Source organism: Paenibacillus sp. J2TS4 (genome assembly GCF_018403245.1).
In the GTDB taxonomy this organism is placed as follows: domain Bacteria; phylum Bacillota; class Bacilli; order Paenibacillales; family NBRC-103111; genus Paenibacillus_L.
In genome coordinates this window covers 185,162-203,149 of record NZ_BOSH01000010.1, presented here as the reverse complement: position 1 = coordinate 203,149, position 17,988 = coordinate 185,162, and the positions used below count along the sequence as shown (strand labels likewise).

The following is a 17,988-nucleotide window of genomic DNA, read 5'->3' as shown; positions in this document are numbered from 1 at the left end:
ACGACTCATGGATATTCTGACTCGGTTTGAGTTGAGAAAAATAATGAGAAGGAAATCGTTTTATGCAGGGATTGCGATTTTGGTATTAGCGGCCATATTCTTGACAAGTGTGATGGTTACGGATGCGTCAATAACAGGTGGGGACGGCAAGGATTTATCTGGAATAGCAGCTATCCAATTGCGAAAGGAGTACAACCGTCAACTTGCCGGCCCTTTAACTGTGGAAAAAGTAGCAGATGCGGTTGAAAGGTATAATAAAACATGGCATGATCCGAAAAATCTTAATAAAAAAGGAGAGATTACCAATGAGGCCTATGCAAAATATGCAGTAAAGGATGAACAGATTGATACTTTGATTCGTTTTGCTTTTTCTCCTGTGAGGGAGTACGATCATTATATTATCGACAAATTGAGCCCAAATGACGCAAAAGATTTTTACCGGAAGCGGATGGAGAAGGTTAACGGATATTTGAATTTCGATTATTCCTATGGAAACTATTCGATGGAAGATAAATCCTTCTTTATAAAGATGAATGAGAGCATTCCTGTTCCTTTCCAAATGGACTATGTTACCGGTTGGGAAAAGGTGTTTCAGAATCTACGGAGTATCTTTTTAATCAGCGCTTTCGTCATCGCGATCTGTCTCGCTCCCGTGTTCGCTGGTGAATACCAGAGTGGGGCTGATTCCATCATTCTATCCTCTCGCTATGGTCGCAACAAGGTTATTGCCGCCAAATTGAAAGCCAGTTTCATAGTGTCCTTGGGACTACTTGTTTTAGCGTTGACGACCTATACACTCCTGCTACTGGGAATCTATGGATTCGACGGCGGGAGTGCCAGTGTGCAGATGATCGATCTTTTGGCTCCTGTTCCATACACTGTTTTTCAAACGTATTTATGGGTGGTCTTAATTGGCAGTCTGGCCTGTCTGCTTGTGGGAGCGGTTACGCTATGGCTGTCCAGCCGGATGAGTAGTTCCTTTCCAGTTATTGTTACAATCGGAATTTTCCTTATCGGTCCGATGTTTATCCCGGCTAGCAAAAGCAGCCGCTTGTTTAATCATATGATGCATCTGCTGCCGAGTAATATGATTGATAGTTTTAAAAGAGTAACCGGATACGAAGTGTTCCATATTTTGGGGCAGCTGATTCCGGAGTACAAGGTTATGGTTGGTGTGGCGGTAATCGTTATTGTTATGCTGCTGCCTTTCGCTTACCAAGGATTCAAGAAACGTCAGGTTGCCTAGCTGAATGAAAGTCGTAACGTTTTTTCATCGGTTTCAGCAGCACTTTTTTTGACTTCGTTTCCACATGTATTATAATGACACACATGATTCGAGTTGTAGTGGGTACAGTAGGTGCATGAATCTTGTCGGTTTCCAAAGAAATCTTATATCCAAATAATTCCGACCGAACATTTTTTCAGGCCTGATTTGTAACGAAAGTAAAATAAGCAGCCTTGCGGGTGTAGTTCAATGATAGAACTCCAACCTTCCAAGCTGGTAGCGTGGTTCGATTCCCATCACCCGCTTTCATAATTAATAGCTAAACCGCCATTTGGCGGTTTTTTTGTGCGCGTGGGCCCGGTAAAGCGCGTAAAGCATAATAGAGCAACGATTTACAATTATTCGCTTTATTTAGCATTTTTAGAATACCGGCGGTAACGGGCATTGTTGAAGCGCAGGATGGTGCTGCAAATGATGGGATTAAGCATACTGATGTAAAATTTATATAATAGTTCGCGGATGGCAAACCGATAAAAAAAGAGGGGGAATAGCCTCGATTTTAAATAGATAGAGAAGGAGAGGTAACAACATGGGAAGTTATCATAGTTTGGCGAAAAAATTGGTTCTCTTTATGATCACCCTCCTGGTAATCATGCCTTTCGGGAACGCTTTTGCCAGCCAATTTTCCGATGTGGAGGGACATTGGGCCGGCAAACAAATTACGGAATGGATGAACCAAGGCTACATAGACGGCTATGCGGACGGTTCATTTAAACCGGAGCAGGAAATAACGAGAGGCGAATTTATGGCGCTCGTAAACCGTTCATTCCATTTTCGCGATAAGGCATCTATATCTTTCAGCGATATCAGCCCGCTGGATTGGGTTCATGGCGAGGTAAGCAAGGCAGTATACGCCGGATATGCTACGGGTTATGATGATAATACCATTCGTCCGGATACGCCGATAAGCCGTCAGGAAGCCGCAGTCATAATCGAACGTATTTTGCCGGTGCAGGCATCACAAGCTTCGCCAAACGGATTAAGCCAATTTAAAGACGAGGAATCAATCGCAAATTGGGGTCGCGAGGCTGTAGTATCTGTTGTTTCCAGCGGAATTATGAACGGCTACGAAGATGGGACATTTCGTCCGGAACAGAGGATAACACGTGCCGAAACCGTCGTAGTTCTTCAACGAACCCTCGAAATAAAAGCGGCGAAAGCCGATCGTGTATACGATCGTGAAGGTTCTTACGGTCCTGCGGAAGGCATCGAGGTCATAACGGGAAATGTGACGATTGCCGCTCCCGGAGCAACCTTGCAGAATGTAACGATAGAAGGCGATCTGCTGCTCGATGCGAAAATCGGGGAAGGGGACGTTTTTGCTCATAACGTAACGGTAAAAGGGCAAACGATCGTTAACGGCGGCGGGGAGAACTCCGTTCATTTGGAAAACAGTACGTTTACGACAATAATTGTGGATAAAAAAGAAGGAATCGTTCGTTTGGTGGCCAAAGGCAGCACGACAGCGGAAGAAGTTATCCTTATGTCCGAGGCCAAAATCGAGCAGGCCGAAACCGGATTGCGCCGCTTAGTCATCTCCTCTGAGCTTCCGGAGGAAAGCAGAATTGTGCTTGCCGGCATGTTCGACGAGGTTGTGGTGCAGGCAGATCGGGTTCATATCGAACTGTCCGGAAACGAAACCAAAATCGCAAGTTTAATACTGGAAACCATCGCTTACATTTCTGGCGAAGGCAGTGTAGAAAAAGCGGTCATCGGGGAAGGGGCCAGAGGGTCTTCCTTTAACAAACGGCCTGCCGTAGTTGAAGGCGCCGGGAAAGACTCCATCTATCAAATTACTGTATCCCCCGGCGGTTTTGTGAATAAACCGAAGCCGATAGAGAAGCAATCTGTATACGGCAGCGTGTATGATGTGTCGAAAGCTCCGATCGTCAATGCCGTTGTAACGGTAACCGATACGGTTTACTCGACCAAGACCGACCAGTACGGAAAGTACGTTTTTAACCAGTTACCGGAAGGGACTTATACGCTGACGGTTACAAAGGACGGATATTTGCCAGCGTTATCGGATACGGTGACCGTAGTCAAGGATAAGCCTGTTCAACTGAATTTCGAACTTCAGCAGGCGTCGATTGACCGAATGGTCGACCATATTGTTATCTCTGCGCCGGACGTTATTAAATATAACGATTTCGAGCCCCAGTATACGCAAGATGGAGTAATTGAACCGGAGCCGATCATATTGAAGGCGGCTGTATACGATGAGGACAACAATCTATTGGACGGGGAACAAGTCGTCTGGAGCCTGGAATTTCAAGGAGAACGGGATTCCTGGGATTATGACGGCAATCCCAGACCTTATCCGCTGACGATCGATGCGGAAACCGGCGAGCTTCATTCGGGTTGGTATACATGGATTGAAGAAGTGGACGTAGTGGCCCGGTCGGTCTCCGATTCAAAAGTGAGTGTTCGGAAAACAATTCAGTTCGGACGCGACAATATTAAAAGTGTAACGAGCACGAACGGCAAAATGGTGTTTCAGTTGTTCGGAGAGCCTGATTGGATTGTTTATGGCAATGAGAAATATGCCCCCGAAATCCACAGCGTCGTTATAGACAAATTCCGTGCGGATGAAAACGGGTGGAATTACGAGGAAGTAGAGATTAATACCTTTATTTATGACCCGCTACTCCATACCGTACAGTTCAACTTTACTCCTTTCGAGCAAACGGGGGAACGACAGGTCATTGTTCTTACGGTAGGATATGAAGAAAGCACTCATATTACGTATTCCGAATTTATCGTGGAACCGAAGTAATAATATAGAGAGAAGAATCGGCGCTGCCTGGACGTTCGAGTCGAACCCAGGATGAACGCCGGTTCTTTTTTTAATGATAAAGCATTCATTTTGCTAAATCCTGCAAAGATGTACCTGCATTGATGTTTTTTATGATAAAATAAAGAAATGTAGAGAAATTGTTCGATCGTAAACTTCTGGGTTATGACGAAAAACGAGGTGAAGGAAATGTCGGAAAAGTCGCAAGTGCAAGCGGCAGGAAAAAACCAGCCAAGCAGCTTGTTGCGCAGAGATGTTCGTTTTTTGGGGAACATTCTGGGTGATGTTTTAGTGCATCAAGGCGGTAATCAGCTGCTGGACATTGTTGAGAAGATTAGAGAAATGAGCAAAACACTGCGTACGCAGTTTGATCCGGATGTATATAGTGAAATTAAAGAAACGATCCGATCATTTGATCCCGATATCCGCCATCAAGTGATTCGTGCTTTTGCCATTTACTTCCAGTTGGTAAACATTGCGGAGCAGAATCATCGGATTCGCCGTAAGAAAGATTATGAACGCTCAGCAGGGGAAGCCATTCAGCCAGGATCGATCGAGAGTGCAGTTAAGACCCTTAAGGAAAGGAATCTGTCTGTAGAAGAAGTTGTAGAAATTATGGGACGGATTTCTTTGGAGCTGGTTATTACCGCACATCCGACTGAAGCGACGAGGAGAGCTGTATTGGATATTCATCGTCGGATTTCGGACGATGTTATGGAACTGGACAACCCTATGCTCACTATCCGGGAGAGAGATCAGCTGCGGGAAAGATTACTGGCTGAAGTGCTTACGTTATGGCAAACGGATGAGCTGCGGGATAGAAAGCCTACCGTTCTGGACGAAGTCAGGAATGGTTTGTATTACTTTGACGAAACCTTATTTGATGTTCTGCCTGATGTTTATGCGGAAGTGGAACGCTGCCTGGAGAAATATTATCCGGGGGAGAATTGGCATGTTCCGAACTTCCTGCGCTTTGGCTCGTGGATTGGCGGGGACCGGGACGGCAACCCTTCCGTAAGAGCGAACGTTACTTGGGAAACGCTGCTTATGCACCGGGAAGTGGCCGTATACAAGTATGAGGCGGCTCTGAGGGAAATGGGCAGCCATATGAGCTTTAGTAAAAATATTGTCAATGTGACAGAGGAACTGCTCCTGTCGATCGAGAAAGATCGCTCCTTGATCGAATTAAAGAAGGAGGATCCTTGGCGTAACGAGAAGGAGCCTTACCGGATCAAGTTGACTTATATGCTTGAGAAGATTCAAAATACGGCTCATAGCCATGCTAACGAGCATGCTAAATATAAGTCAGCACAAGAATTTATTGATGATTTAGAAGTGATTGAACGAAGCTTGAGAAACCATTATGCGGATTTTGTGGCCGATCATTATTTGCTCAAGCTGATTAGACAAGTAGAGCTATTCGGCTTCCATATGGCCAAGCTGGATGTGCGTCAGCACAGTAAAGAGCATGAATCGGCGATGACTGAAGTTTTGGCGCGAATGGGGATTGTTCCTAACTACTCCGGGCTGAGCGAAGAGGACAAGATCCGTCTGTTGACAGGAGTTCTGAACGATCCGCGCCTGATTACCTCTCCGTATATCGACTATTCGGAATCTACCCAGGAATGTCTGGATGTATATAGAACCATCAAGGAAGCACAGCAGGAATTTGGACAGGAATGTATCTCCAGCTATTTGATCAGCATGACGGAAGCGGCCAGTGACTTGCTTGAAGTGATGGTGTTCAGCAAAGAGGTTGGCTTATACCGCCGTGAAGAAGATGGACAGACTCACTGTACTCTGCAGCCGGTCCCCTTATTCGAGACGGTGGATGACCTTCATGCGGCTCCGGAGATCATGCGTACTTTGTTTGAAATCCCGGCCTACCGGGACAGCCTGAACAGCCTAGGTCAGCTTCAAGAAATTATGCTCGGTTATTCCGACAGTAATAAAGACGGCGGGGTTCTGACCGCTAATTGGGAACTCCGTTCGGCACTGAATAATATTACGGAAATGGCTAATCAATATGAGGTGAAGCTGAAGTTCTTCCATGGTCGGGGAGGAGCGCTGGGAAGAGGGGGAATGCCTCTGTACCGGAGCGTCATGGCTCAGCCTCCACAAACATTGGGAGGCGGCGTCAAAATAACGGAGCAGGGAGAAGTGCTTTCCCAGAGATACTCCGTCAAGGGGATCGCTTACCGCAGTCTGGAGCAGGCCACCTCTGCCTTGATTAAGGTAGGGATGTACGCCAAGCTGGATCATAACGAAGAACTGGTTTCGGATTGGGAAGATATCATGGAGGACATCTCTCAGACCTCTCAGACGAAGTATCAGGATCTGATCTTCAAAGATGAAGATTTCATGGCGTTCTTCAGAGAAGCGACACCGCTCTCTGAAATAGGGGAGCTTAATATTGGTTCGCGTCCTTCCAAGCGGAATAACAGCAACCGATTCGAAGATCTGAGGGCGATTCCTTGGGTCTTTGCATGGACCCAGTGCCGTTATCTGCTTCCGGCCTGGTACGCTGCGGGAACGGGCTTACAGAGCTTCTACGAAGGCAAAGCCGAGAAATTGGAAGTTCTGAAAGAGATGTATCAGAAATGGTCGTTCTTCCGTACGACTATCGATAATCTGCAGATGGCTCTGGCCAAGGCCGATTTGAACATTGCTAAAGAATATGGAAGAATGGTCAAGGATCAGTCGATAGCGGAGCGAATCCATGAACTGATTCATAATGAATACAAGCTGACTTCGGACATTATATTAGCTATTACCGGTCAGCAGGATATTATGGACAATGATCCGAATCTGCAGGAGTCCATACGTCTAAGGAATCCTTATGTAGATCCGCTCAGCCTCATGCAGGTAGAGCTGTTAACGGAAATAAGAACGATTCGCGATAATCAGGAGGACGATCCGACGTTGCTTCGTGAAGTGCTTCTCACTATTAACGGAATTGCGGCGGGGATGCGCAATACGGGCTGATCGAAGAGCGTAAAGAGCCAAGCTGGGAAGCTTATCTCTGATGTGTCGGGTTCCTTGATGGGACCCGACTTTTTCTTTTGCTTTTTGCGATCGGTTCGATTACGATACTAAAGGGAACTTTTTACGGTTCGATGTTTTAGAGTATGGTGATTACCAGTTTGGGGACTATGATTATTAATCGTTAAGCAATTAATCTGCAGGGGCGAAATATGTGCTGGGGGAATGGCAGTGAATTATCTGGAAACGCGATTGGCCAAGCTGTCGCGTAATGGAGACCGCAGAGCTTTTGCGGAGTTAGTAGATCTATATAAAGATAAAATATATCACCTGGCCTATCGCATGCTTAGCCAAGCCCATGCTGCTGAGGATATTGTGCAGGAAACTTTTTTGCGTGTATATAGAAATTTGCACCGGTATGATGAGAATCAGAAATTCTCTACGTGGATATACCGGATTGCGACCAACTTATGTATCGATCAATTACGCAAACGCAAAGCAAATTATTCGTTAGACGCGGAAATGCCAGAAGGCGAAGGCGCCGATTGGTATTCTTTGCTGCCTAGTGAAGAGGAAACGCCGGAAGGCCAAGTCCTTCTGTCGGAAACTCAGCAGCAAATACGCTCGGCTATTGATGCGTTACCTGAGAAATATAAATCTGTAGTTATCCTTCGATATTTACATGATTTATCGTTGCAGGAAATCGGAGATATATTGGGAATGCCGGTGACTACCGTCAAAACGAGGGTTCACCGGGGACGAGAATATTTGCGGAAAAAATTAGCTTCGGAATTCGGCGGTTAAAAAAGTGAAACATTTTGACGTTTGCTTCGTATGGTATTAAACATTGGAGGAAAGGAGCGGCACATTATGGATTGCAAGAAAGCCTCTGGATGGATTCACGAATATTTGGACGGGAATCTAGATGGGGCCGATTCGCTGAAGTTAAAAGAGCATCTGATTGCATGTCCGGACTGTAAGCAATGGTTTAATCAGATGGAACGTACTGAAGCGATGGTCAGATCGTTACCGCGCCAGTCAACTCCTGATGGCTTGACCAGCCGCATTATGGCCAGCCTCCCGGAACCAAGCAAAACAAGCCGGTGGATCGAATGGATTAAACGCCATCCCGCCATATCCGTAGCTTCTGTTTTTTTGCTTGTCATGTTAAGCAGCTTTTTAACACTTTGGAATCAGGATACGGATTTGGTCGTTAAAGGAAAAGATCTGGATCAAGTGATTATCCAGGGAAATACGGTCTATGTGCCCAGCGGGCATACGGTCGTAGGAGACCTGATGATCAAGAACGGCAATATACAAATTGACGGGGATATACAAGGAAGTGTCTTTGTCATTGACGGTAATTACCAACTGGCTTCTACAGCAAGCATATCCGGTCAAATTAAGGAAATTGATCAGGCTCTGGGCTGGTTATGGTTCAAATTAAACGAAGCCCTCTCTTTAATTTCCAAATAATGACTAAACGTTCTCAAACCTCCCACTTATTTTCATAAAGGGGAGGTTTTTTGTTGAAAATATGATATGATTTAATATAAAGAGACAAAGGAATCCGCTGTATTTACTCGGTTCCAATGGGGGAACGCTAATGGATTACTTTACTGACCTGACGCTCAAAGATTCCATTAAAGAAATTATCGATATTACGATTGTAAGCTACGTTATTTATAAATTGATCCTCCTCCTTCGGGGCACTCGTGCGATTCAGCTCTTGAAAGGAATTATCGTTGTAGTCATCACCTGGGCGATCAGCCTATGGTTTCAATTAAACACGCTTCAATGGATGATGAACCAGATGTTTACGTTCGGGGTGGTTGGTGTTCTGATCATTTTCCAGCCCGAGCTTCGGCGTGCCCTGGAACAATTGGGACGGGGCAAATTGTTCAGCCGTTCTTCTTCGGAAGAGAATCAGGAAATCAACCGCATTATAAGCGAAATTATGAAGACGATAATGAATTTATCCCGCAGGCGGATTGGCGCCCTGATCGTTTTTGAACGACAAACGGGATTGAATGAATATATAGAATCAGGAACGCGGATCGAATCGGAGATCAGTGCGGAGCTGCTGATTAACATCTTTATCCCGAACACCCCCCTGCATGACGGGGCGGTCATTATTCGTAACAGCCGTCTCATGGCCGCAGGTTGTTATTTGCCTCTCTCCGAGAATCCCTTTATCAGTAAGGAATTAGGAACCCGTCACCGGGCAGCCATAGGAATGAGTGAAGTTTCAGATGCGATCAGTATCGTCGTTTCGGAAGAGACGGGGCAGATTTCACTTGCCCTCAACGGCCTGGTCGTTAGAGACATCAAGGAGGAGTCGCTCATTTCCAAGCTGTATGAGGAGTTAAAGGCTCCGGCGAAGACCAAGAAGACCTCCTTCTGGAAATGGGGGCGAAAAAAGAATGGATAAATGGCTGCGGAACAACAACGTCGTTAAAGTCGTTGCTCTCCTCGTGGGAGTGCTGCTGTGGCTTGTCGTGCGTACCAGTGATGTTCAGAATCCGGGCGGTTCAGTAAGCAATCTAACCGGTGATTTAAGATATAACAATGTTAAGATAGAAGCGGAATATGACGAGAATCAGTATAAAGTATCGCTTATTGATCCTTCAGAAGTGGCGGTCATCTTAAGAGGAAAGCCTTCGGACTTGAAGAAGGCTTCGATTAAATCATTCAAGGTCAAGGCTGATTTGTCCAAATATGTGTCTGGAACGTATACCGTGTTCCTGCATTCCTCCGGACTGCCGGATAATGTAACCGCGGAGATTATTCCGCAGGCGGTCAAGGTGGTCATTGAAGAGAAGCAAATGAAAGAAGTCGATGTTATAATAAATCCTGTGGGAACTCCCGCAGAAGGTTATAAAGTAGGCAACCCGGTAGTCACTCCCAGCCGAGTTCATGTCACCGTACCGGAAAGCCGTCTGGATGATGTAGGTTCCGCAAGGGCGGAGGTTAATGTGGACAACGCCAAGTCTACGGTTGCCAAACAGGTCACTTTGACGGTATACGACAAGCAAGGTAAGCCTATGGACGATTTGGAAGTCAGTCCGCGGGTGGTCGATGTGGAAGTTCCCGTCACCAGTCCATTCAAGTTAATGCCATTACAGATTAAGCTGACCGGCCAACCGGATCTGGGCTACAGCGTCGTCTCGGTTAAGCAAAATCCGGAGCAGATTACCGTATTCGCACAGCAGGAAGTTCTCGATCTAATGGAATTTTACGAAGGGCCGCAGATAGATTTGACCGGATTGCAGGAATCCCAGACCTTCACAATTGATCTCGAGCCGAACAATCAGATTATCGATCTTAATCCGACTAAGGTAGAGGTGACCGTTGAAATTTCCCCTTCTGCAACACGGGCCTTTAATGATCACAAGGTAGATATTATCGGGGTAGGGGATAATATGACGGCTAAATTGGTTACTCCGGAGGACGGACGGCTGGATGTCGTTCTTGAAGGGGCTCCCGCTTTGCTCAACCAGATGAAGGCGAGTGATTTGCAGGCCGTTGTCGACGTAAGCAACCTTCCGCCGGGCTTATATGAATTGCCGATCAACTTGAATTTGCCGCTGTTTATTAAGAAAGCATCAGAGCAACAGGAAATCAAAGCAACCGTTGAAATTGCCGAAAAGTAACTTCCACAAGGACTTTCCGTTAGAAGTGGAAGAACCAAACCAGGTTAAAAAGAGGAGAAATCATCTATGGGGAAATATTTCGGAACGGATGGCGTAAGGGGAATTGCCAATCAAGAGCTAACCCCTGAATTAGCCTATAAAATCGGCCGCTGTGGAGGCTTTGTACTCGCGGGTCAGGCCGACCGGCCGAGAGTCATCATCGGCCGGGACACGCGTATTTCCGGCCCTCTGCTGGAGGCTGCTTTAGTAGCAGGCCTGTTATCTATTGGAGCGGATGTTATCCGGCTGGGAGTCCTTTCTACTCCCGGAGTAGCTTATTTAACCCGAAAGCTGCAGGCGGATGCGGGAGTTATGATATCCGCCTCGCACAATCCTGTCGAGGATAATGGAATCAAGTTTTTTGGGGCGGATGGCTTCAAGCTGTCCGATGAGACCGAGCTCGAAATTGAGAAGCTGCTCGAAGCCGAAGAAGACCTGTTGCCTCGGCCGATAGCGGGCGGAGTCGGCACGGTTGCAGATAACTATGAAGCTAAGTATGAATATTCCAATTATATTAAATCGACGGTGAAATCTTCCTTCTCCAGTCTGAAAATTGTACTGGATTGTGCCCATGGCGCCGCTTATGAGCTGGCTCCCAAAATTTTTCGAGAGCTGGGCGCAGAAGTGATCAGTACCGGAGATGCGCCAAACGGCGTCAATATTAACGATCGTTGCGGGTCCACCCATCCCGAAACATTGGCCGCGGAAGTACTCCGACATCAAGCCGATCTGGGCCTTTCCTTTGACGGAGATGCCGACCGCCTCATAGCGATTGATGATAAAGGCGAAGAGGTCGATGGAGACTATATTCTAACGATCGTCGGCGAAGCGATGAAGCTCCAAGGGCGGTTAAGCCAGGATACCGTAGTAACCACGGTGATGAGCAATCTTGGATTTTTCAAAGCGGCGCAGGAGCTTGGTTTCCGCACGGCCCGGACCGCGGTGGGGGATCGCTATGTGATGGAAGAGATGCGCAAGGGCGGATATAACCTTGGCGGCGAGCAATCCGGCCATTTGATTCTGTTGGACTACAATACGACGGGCGATGGGATTTTGTCCGCTCTCCATCTGGTCGATACCATTATTCAATCTGGTAAAAAGTTAAGTGAGTTAAAGCTTAAGATGCAAAAATTCCCGCAAGTGCTCGTTAATGTCAAAGGGGTAGATAAAAGCAAGCTGAAAGGGAATGCAGCGATCGAACAAGCCATTCAAGAGGTGGAGGCCAAGCTTGGCGAAGACGGACGCGTTCTTGTTCGGCCATCGGGTACCGAGGCTTTGGTCAGAGTCATGGTGGAAGGACCGGACAAAGCTTTGATCGAGGACTATGCAGGTCAAATAGCGGAAGTGATTCGTCAGGAGTTAGCTTAATTTCCATTCCAATTATGCATTGCATTAGGCCTAATATTAAGTTATGGATAATGAGAGTAAAGCCTTGTTGCGAGCCAGAGGGACCATTCCCGAAGGTGACGGCACAAGGCTTTTTTTAAATGCTCCCCCTCATCCCTTATGCCATTAGGAGCCTTAAGTGAGGTCGAGATAGAGGAAAATTGAAGGGGTCCGCGAAAATTTTGCTGACCTTACTTAGGGGGTCATTAGTACCGTTTTTCAATAATTTTGCATATTGTGTTGCTTTGAGACGAAAAAATCAATATTATGTATATAGATTTTTACTATTATGTAGAAAGGTGGGTAGAAGTTAGAAATCCAATAGCGCCAGAACTTGCGCAGGCTGCGGAGATTCCTTCGAATCCTCCAGGGTTCAGGGAATAAAGCCGGCAAGTTGACGAGGTGAAGGTGTTCGAAGTTTTCGGCGGGGACCTTCCGGCAGCCATCAACTGCCGTAAGTTGGACAGCAAACCATCCGGGTGACCGGGTGAACAAGAGTCCATCTTGATTCTATAGCGAAGGCGGATCGAGGATGCGAAAAATCGCACCCTCTAGCTTAAGCTATGCATTTTTTGACAATCGTCAGAAGACGAACATATCGAGAGGGGATCTTATTCATGTGCGGAATTGTAGGATACATTGGAGATCGGAATTCGCAAACGATTTTGCTGGATGGCCTTAAAAAGCTGGAGTATCGAGGATACGATTCGGCGGGCGTAGCTGTATTTACCTCTAATGGTCTGGAGGTGAAGAAGGCGAAGGGGCGTCTGGCCGTATTGGAATCTCAACTGCAGGAAGATCCTCTGAACGGGAGTGTAGGAATCGGGCATACCCGGTGGGCTACTCATGGAAAGCCATCGGATATTAATTCTCATCCTCATACCGACAATGCGATGAAATTTTCCGTTGTTCATAACGGCATTATTGAAAATTATCTTTCCTTGAAAGAAGAGTTGACTGCTAAAGGACATCGTTTTGTCTCCGAGACGGATACGGAAGTTATTTCCCATCTTATTGCGGAGTTGTATGACGGAGATATTGTTCGGACGGTGCAGAAGGCGGTCCAACGTCTTCGTGGAGCGTATGCTCTAGGAGTCATCACGGAGTTAGAGCCGGATAAGCTGGTGGCGGTTCGGCAGGCCAGTCCGTTAATTATTGGCGTGGGCCAAGGTGAGAATTTCATCGGTTCCGATATTCCCGCTGTCTTGGCATACACCCGCGATATTTTAATTTTGAACGACGGGGAAATGGCTGTTTTGACGAGAGATGGTGTCGAATTGATGACTTTGGAGGGAAATATTATTTCCCGGGAATTATTTTATGTCGATTGGGACATCGCCACTGCGGAAAAAGGCGGATACGATCACTTCATGCTGAAGGAAATCCATGAGCAGCCTAATGCTTATCGGGATACGATGGGAAGCCGGATAAACGCGGGGGGAAGCGGCATTGTACTTCCTGAAATTCGGATGACCCAGGATGAAATCCGCGGCATTCGTAATATCCATATAGTCGCCTGCGGTACCGCCTATCATGCCGGCTTGATTGGAAAGCATGTGATCGAGCGGCTGACTCGCGTCCCGGTAGAGACGGATGTGGCGTCCGAATACCGTTATCGCTCTCCCATTATTACGAAAGATACGTTAGTCATAGTCGTAAGCCAGTCGGGGGAAACGGCGGATACGCTTGCTGCATTGCGGGAAGCCAAACGATGCGGGGCTCGGGTTGTGGCGATTACCAATGTGGTTGGAAGCTCTGTCGCCAGGGAAGCCGACAACGTGATCATCACTTGGGCGGGACCCGAGATTGCCGTTGCTTCGACGAAGGCTTATACTTCCCAATTAATCGCTTTCTACCTGTTTGGATTATACCTAGCCGAGGTGCTGGGTACTATAGAGTCAACAGATCTTCGAGAGACGATAGCGGCATTACAAGAGCTGCCTGCGCAGGTCGAGAATATTCTCCGGCAAGCGGACGCGATGGAGTCCTTCTCGAAGCAAATTGCTTCTAATAACAGCTTATTCTTTATCGGGCGCGGGCTTGATTATGCTGTAGCGCAGGAGGGCTCACTGAAGTTGAAGGAAATATCTTACATTCATTCTGAAGCTTACGCTGCGGGTGAACTTAAGCACGGAACGCTGGCCTTGATCGAGGAAGGCGTTCCGGTGATCGCTCTGGCTACACAGGAGGATCTGCTGGAGAAGACGCTCAGCAATATCAAAGAGGTCAAAGCAAGAGGGGCCTATGTCATCGGAATTGGACTGAAGGGCAATGAAGAGCTGCTCGAATCCGTGGATGCCGCCCTCTTCCTGCCAAGAACGCTGTCCCTATTGACGCCCGCCCTCTCGGTGGTTCCCCTTCAACTGCTGGCCTATTGCACCTCCTTGGCCAAGGGTAACGATGTAGATAAGCCCCGCAATCTGGCCAAAAGTGTGACGGTGGAGTGAGGAATGAGTGAGAGGGAAATAATGCTGTAGGTTTAAAATAAAGTCGTACCGTTTATAAAAAAGATGTACCGTTTTGCCCCTTTGGATATGATTGTCTAAAGGGGTGTTTTTGTGGTGAAAAAAAGCCTCATTAGCATACTTCGAAGCCCAAGGCAATTAACATAGCCAAAGCAAAACATAGTAGTAAGGGCATCAGACATAGGGCAAAAGCTTTATTAGGCAAATTTGTCTAATGTCTGATGCCCTTTATTTCAGAGAATATTTTATTATGGAAGGTCAATACTGGTATTCGTGATCTTCATGAACTATTGAGGTGCAATATATATTGAGTAAAATCTTTCGAAATTACCATCATTCAGTTTTCTTACATCAGTTGTAAGTGTTTTTAGATTTCTATACTTGTTACTATTTAAATAACCCAATTATCATTTCGAGTATTGTTTAATACTTCGATGCAAAAGGAGTGTTATGCAGTGATCAAGCATGGAAAATTACTGGAAGTTCAAGACTTACAAAAAAACTACGGAAAGAAAAGCAATATAACAAAAGCTTTAAACGGTATTAGTTTTGACATTCTCCCAGGAGAATTTTTAGGAATAATGGGACCAAGCGGATCTGGTAAAACTACATTATTGAACTGTATTGCAACCATTATAAAACCAACTTCTGGGCGTGTACTTTTAAATGGGAAAAACATCAGTGCTTTTGACAGTAAGGATTTAGCCGAGTATCGCGGCAGTCGAATTGGCTATTTGTTTCAAGACTTTGCACTGCTGGATAATCTAACCGGACAAGAAAATATACTATTACCATTATCAATTCATGGAATGGATTTTGCAAGAGCGCGGGCTAAATTAGATGAGCTGGCAGGTTTTTTAGAAATTACAGATATCCTTAATAAATTCCCTTCTCAGATGTCTGGGGGACAAAAGCAAAGGGTGGCTGCAGCACGCAGTTTAATTTCTGATCCAGACATCGTTCTTGCAGATGAACCGACAGGAGCATTGGACACACGTTCTGCAAAAACATTAATGAATAAGTTGGAAGGGATTAATAAAAGCAGCGGAAGAACGATTTTAATGGTCAGCCACGATCCGAATGCAGCGAGCTTTTGCTCAAGAATCCTTTTTATTCAAGATGGTGTCATCTTTCATGAACTGCGTCGCAAACAAGAAGAGTGTCGCGAGGAGTTTTATGACAGAATTTTAAAAGTATTAGCTCAGCTTGGGGGAGGAAGCGCAAATGTTCTCTAGGCTCATTTATCGTAATGCGAAACGAAGTCGTAAGGAAAATTTAATCTACTTTGCAACACTTGTCACAGCAGTAGCCTCGTTTTATATTATTCTTTCTCTTGGGAGACAAGATGTTATTTTATTTTTAAAGGAATTTGAAAGTGATGCGATCGATAAACTTTTAGCCCTTATGCCAATTGTGTATCTATTTGCCTTATTTTTATTGTTTTTCTTGATTTTATTTGCTAATCAGTACCAATTAAATCGAAGGAGCAAAGAGTTTGGGCTCTATCTCATGTTAGGAATGCGAAAGGAACGCCTTATTCTTCAACTGTTAGCTGAGGGGTTCATGACTTCTATTCTGGCACTCATTGGAGGCATTTTAATCGGCGGTTTTTTAGCCGAAATCATTAGCTTGACGGTTTCCAAATTAGTTGGACAGGGCATTATCGGTCATCAAATAAGCTTGTCGGTAAACGCGATTGTCTTTACAATTATCGGTTTTTTATTCATCCAGTTGATCGCATTAGTCATTCTTGGCGGAAGATTATTTAATCAAGAGGTCCATCAATTACTTTATGAGCAAACGGATAAGAAACAAGATATGGGGCATTTTAAAGGCAATGTGTTCCATATTTTAGCAGGTGCTGTCTTGCTAGGTGTTGCCTATTGGATTGTTTTATTTTATTTTGAGCATTTTGCAGGACTGCTTCTGTTTGTCGCATTGGCTCTCGGAAGTGTAGGAACGATCCTCTTTATGAGGGGATTTGGAAAATTGCTCGGTTTATTGGCCGGCTTGTCCAAGCGAAGATCTACTCAAGGTCTGCACACTTTTATATTAAGGCAGTTTCAAGAGAACATAGCGAATCGATCTGTTTCTGTTGCCGTCACATCGATTTTACTCACGTTGTCCATTATTTTGATAGCTGATGGCGCTTCAACGATGATGAGCTTCGAAAGTGTTAATACCAGGGCTTCCTCGGTATATGATTTTACGGTTAATGGGGATCATCAAAAGGTTGAACAATTTCTGACTTCAGAAAAAATGGTGCCCTATGTAGAAGACTTAAATCTATTAGAAATTGGGAAAATGAAATTTCAGGATGAACGTGAGGAAGATGACTGGCCTGTATCGTTGGTAGACTGGTCTGAATTAAGAGAGCAACTCATTATGGCTCTGCCAAGCAACTATAAAGAGCAGCTTTTATCCGGAGAAATGCAAGGTTACACTATCAGTTCGGAAAACCCTGAAGCACTTAACTTGCTTGGGGTCCTAGAGATTGATGCAAAAGCACCTTACCTCATTCCTGAATCATCTTATAATGGGCTTTTAGAAGCGATAGGAGAAAAACCACTGAACCTGCATTCAGATGAAATTGCTTTATACTTTAATCCAGACCTTTTGCATATGGATAATCTAGAAAGCATGCCTGTACTAGATCGTATTCTTGAAAAGGCTGAAAAAGAAAGGCAAAGATTGATGAGCATTAATGATCAGGAAATATCTATACGCCCCTCAACTCCAATGAGGGGATTAGTCGCAGACCGTTCGGTAGAAATTCATTCAGCATTTATCGTTCCTGATCATCGGTTTGAACCCTTATTAAATACGGAATCCTATAAATCATATTGGAATTTTCGCATCCCACAAAAGCTGCAGGAACAGCAAGGTTTAATGAAACCGATGATGGAGGCTAGAGACTTATTAAAATCTTCTGGCTTCGGGTTTGAAAGTTATTTACAAAACTTTGGACGTAAACTCTTTTATGTTGTTGCTGGAAGTTATACGATACTATATATGGGATTCCTATTCTTGATTATTGCTTGTACGGTATTAGCTCTACAATTTTTGACACAAATGAAGCAGACAGGACAACGCTATGTAACGCTTTCCATGTTGGGGGCTAAACGTCATCAAATGAAAAAATCTATGCATAGACAGGTGTTGTTGATCTTTCTTCTCCCTATATCTCTTGCATGCGTGAGTGGAGCTGTTGGGATAAAGGCAATGATCTCATTTCTTGTTATTTACATCGAAAACCAAGCGCTGCCTGTTGCCTTTACCTTTGCAGGCATTGTGGTCGTAATTGTGGCAATTTACGGAATAGCCGTTGCCCGTTCAGCAGATCATGAGATTGATAAATTGCGTTGGAAGCCGAATATAGATTAA

11 protein-coding genes and 1 tRNA gene are annotated in these 17,988 nt (G+C 45.4%); all 12 read left to right on the top strand.

Annotated features, from left to right (window positions below; translation table 11 throughout):
- The first annotated feature begins 7 nt into the window (after nucleotides 1-7).
- Nucleotides 8-1,246: an ABC-2 family transporter permease gene (locus KJS69_RS20495; RefSeq protein WP_213585661.1), complete on the top strand. Its 1,239-nt coding sequence runs from the start codon at nucleotides 8-10 to the stop codon at nucleotides 1,244-1,246.
- A gap of 214 nt (nucleotides 1,247-1,460) precedes the next feature.
- A tRNA-Gly gene (locus KJS69_RS20490) sits at nucleotides 1,461-1,530 on the top strand.
- A 284-nt stretch (nucleotides 1,531-1,814) separates the two neighbouring features.
- Nucleotides 1,815-4,061 carry an S-layer homology domain-containing protein gene (locus KJS69_RS20485; RefSeq protein WP_213585660.1) on the top strand — a complete coding sequence of 749 codons (2,247 nt, stop codon included), beginning with the start codon at nucleotides 1,815-1,817 and terminating at the stop codon, nucleotides 4,059-4,061.
- A gap of 207 nt (nucleotides 4,062-4,268) precedes the next feature.
- Nucleotides 4,269-7,064 carry a phosphoenolpyruvate carboxylase gene (gene ppc, locus KJS69_RS20480; protein ID WP_213585659.1) on the top strand — a complete coding sequence of 932 codons (2,796 nt, stop codon included), beginning with the start codon at nucleotides 4,269-4,271 and terminating at the stop codon, nucleotides 7,062-7,064.
- Between the two features lie 228 nt (nucleotides 7,065-7,292).
- On the top strand, nucleotides 7,293-7,865 hold the full coding sequence (gene sigW, locus KJS69_RS20475) for an RNA polymerase sigma factor SigW (protein WP_213585658.1): 573 nt from the start codon (nucleotides 7,293-7,295) through the stop codon (nucleotides 7,863-7,865).
- Nucleotides 7,866-7,931: 66 nt separating this feature from the next.
- Nucleotides 7,932-8,537, top strand: coding sequence for a zf-HC2 domain-containing protein (locus tag KJS69_RS20470; protein WP_213585657.1), 606 nt, complete (start codon nucleotides 7,932-7,934; stop codon nucleotides 8,535-8,537).
- Between the two features lie 130 nt (nucleotides 8,538-8,667).
- A complete protein-coding gene (cdaA, locus tag KJS69_RS20465) occupies nucleotides 8,668-9,492 on the top strand; it encodes a diadenylate cyclase CdaA (RefSeq protein ID WP_213585656.1) in 825 nt (274 codons plus the stop codon).
- Entirely contained in the window at nucleotides 9,485-10,714 is a 1,230-nt protein-coding gene (locus tag KJS69_RS20460; protein ID WP_213585655.1) for a CdaR family protein, read from the top strand. The genes cdaA and KJS69_RS20460 overlap by 8 nt, the downstream gene beginning before the upstream one ends.
- A 66-nt stretch (nucleotides 10,715-10,780) precedes the next feature.
- Nucleotides 10,781-12,121, top strand: coding sequence for a phosphoglucosamine mutase (gene glmM / locus KJS69_RS20455; protein WP_213585654.1), 1,341 nt, complete (start codon nucleotides 10,781-10,783; stop codon nucleotides 12,119-12,121).
- A 635-nt stretch (nucleotides 12,122-12,756) separates the two neighbouring features.
- Nucleotides 12,757-14,586, top strand: a complete 1,830-nt coding sequence (gene glmS, locus KJS69_RS20450) for a glutamine--fructose-6-phosphate transaminase (isomerizing) (RefSeq protein ID WP_213585653.1) — start codon at nucleotides 12,757-12,759, stop codon at nucleotides 14,584-14,586.
- A 473-nt stretch (nucleotides 14,587-15,059) separates the two neighbouring features.
- Complete coding sequence (locus KJS69_RS20445) at nucleotides 15,060-15,839, top strand: ABC transporter ATP-binding protein (RefSeq protein ID WP_213585652.1); 780 nt, start codon at nucleotides 15,060-15,062, stop codon at nucleotides 15,837-15,839.
- Nucleotides 15,829-17,988, top strand: a complete 2,160-nt coding sequence (locus tag KJS69_RS20440) for an ABC transporter permease (protein WP_213585651.1) — start codon at nucleotides 15,829-15,831, stop codon at nucleotides 17,986-17,988. The genes KJS69_RS20445 and KJS69_RS20440 overlap by 11 nt, the downstream gene beginning before the upstream one ends.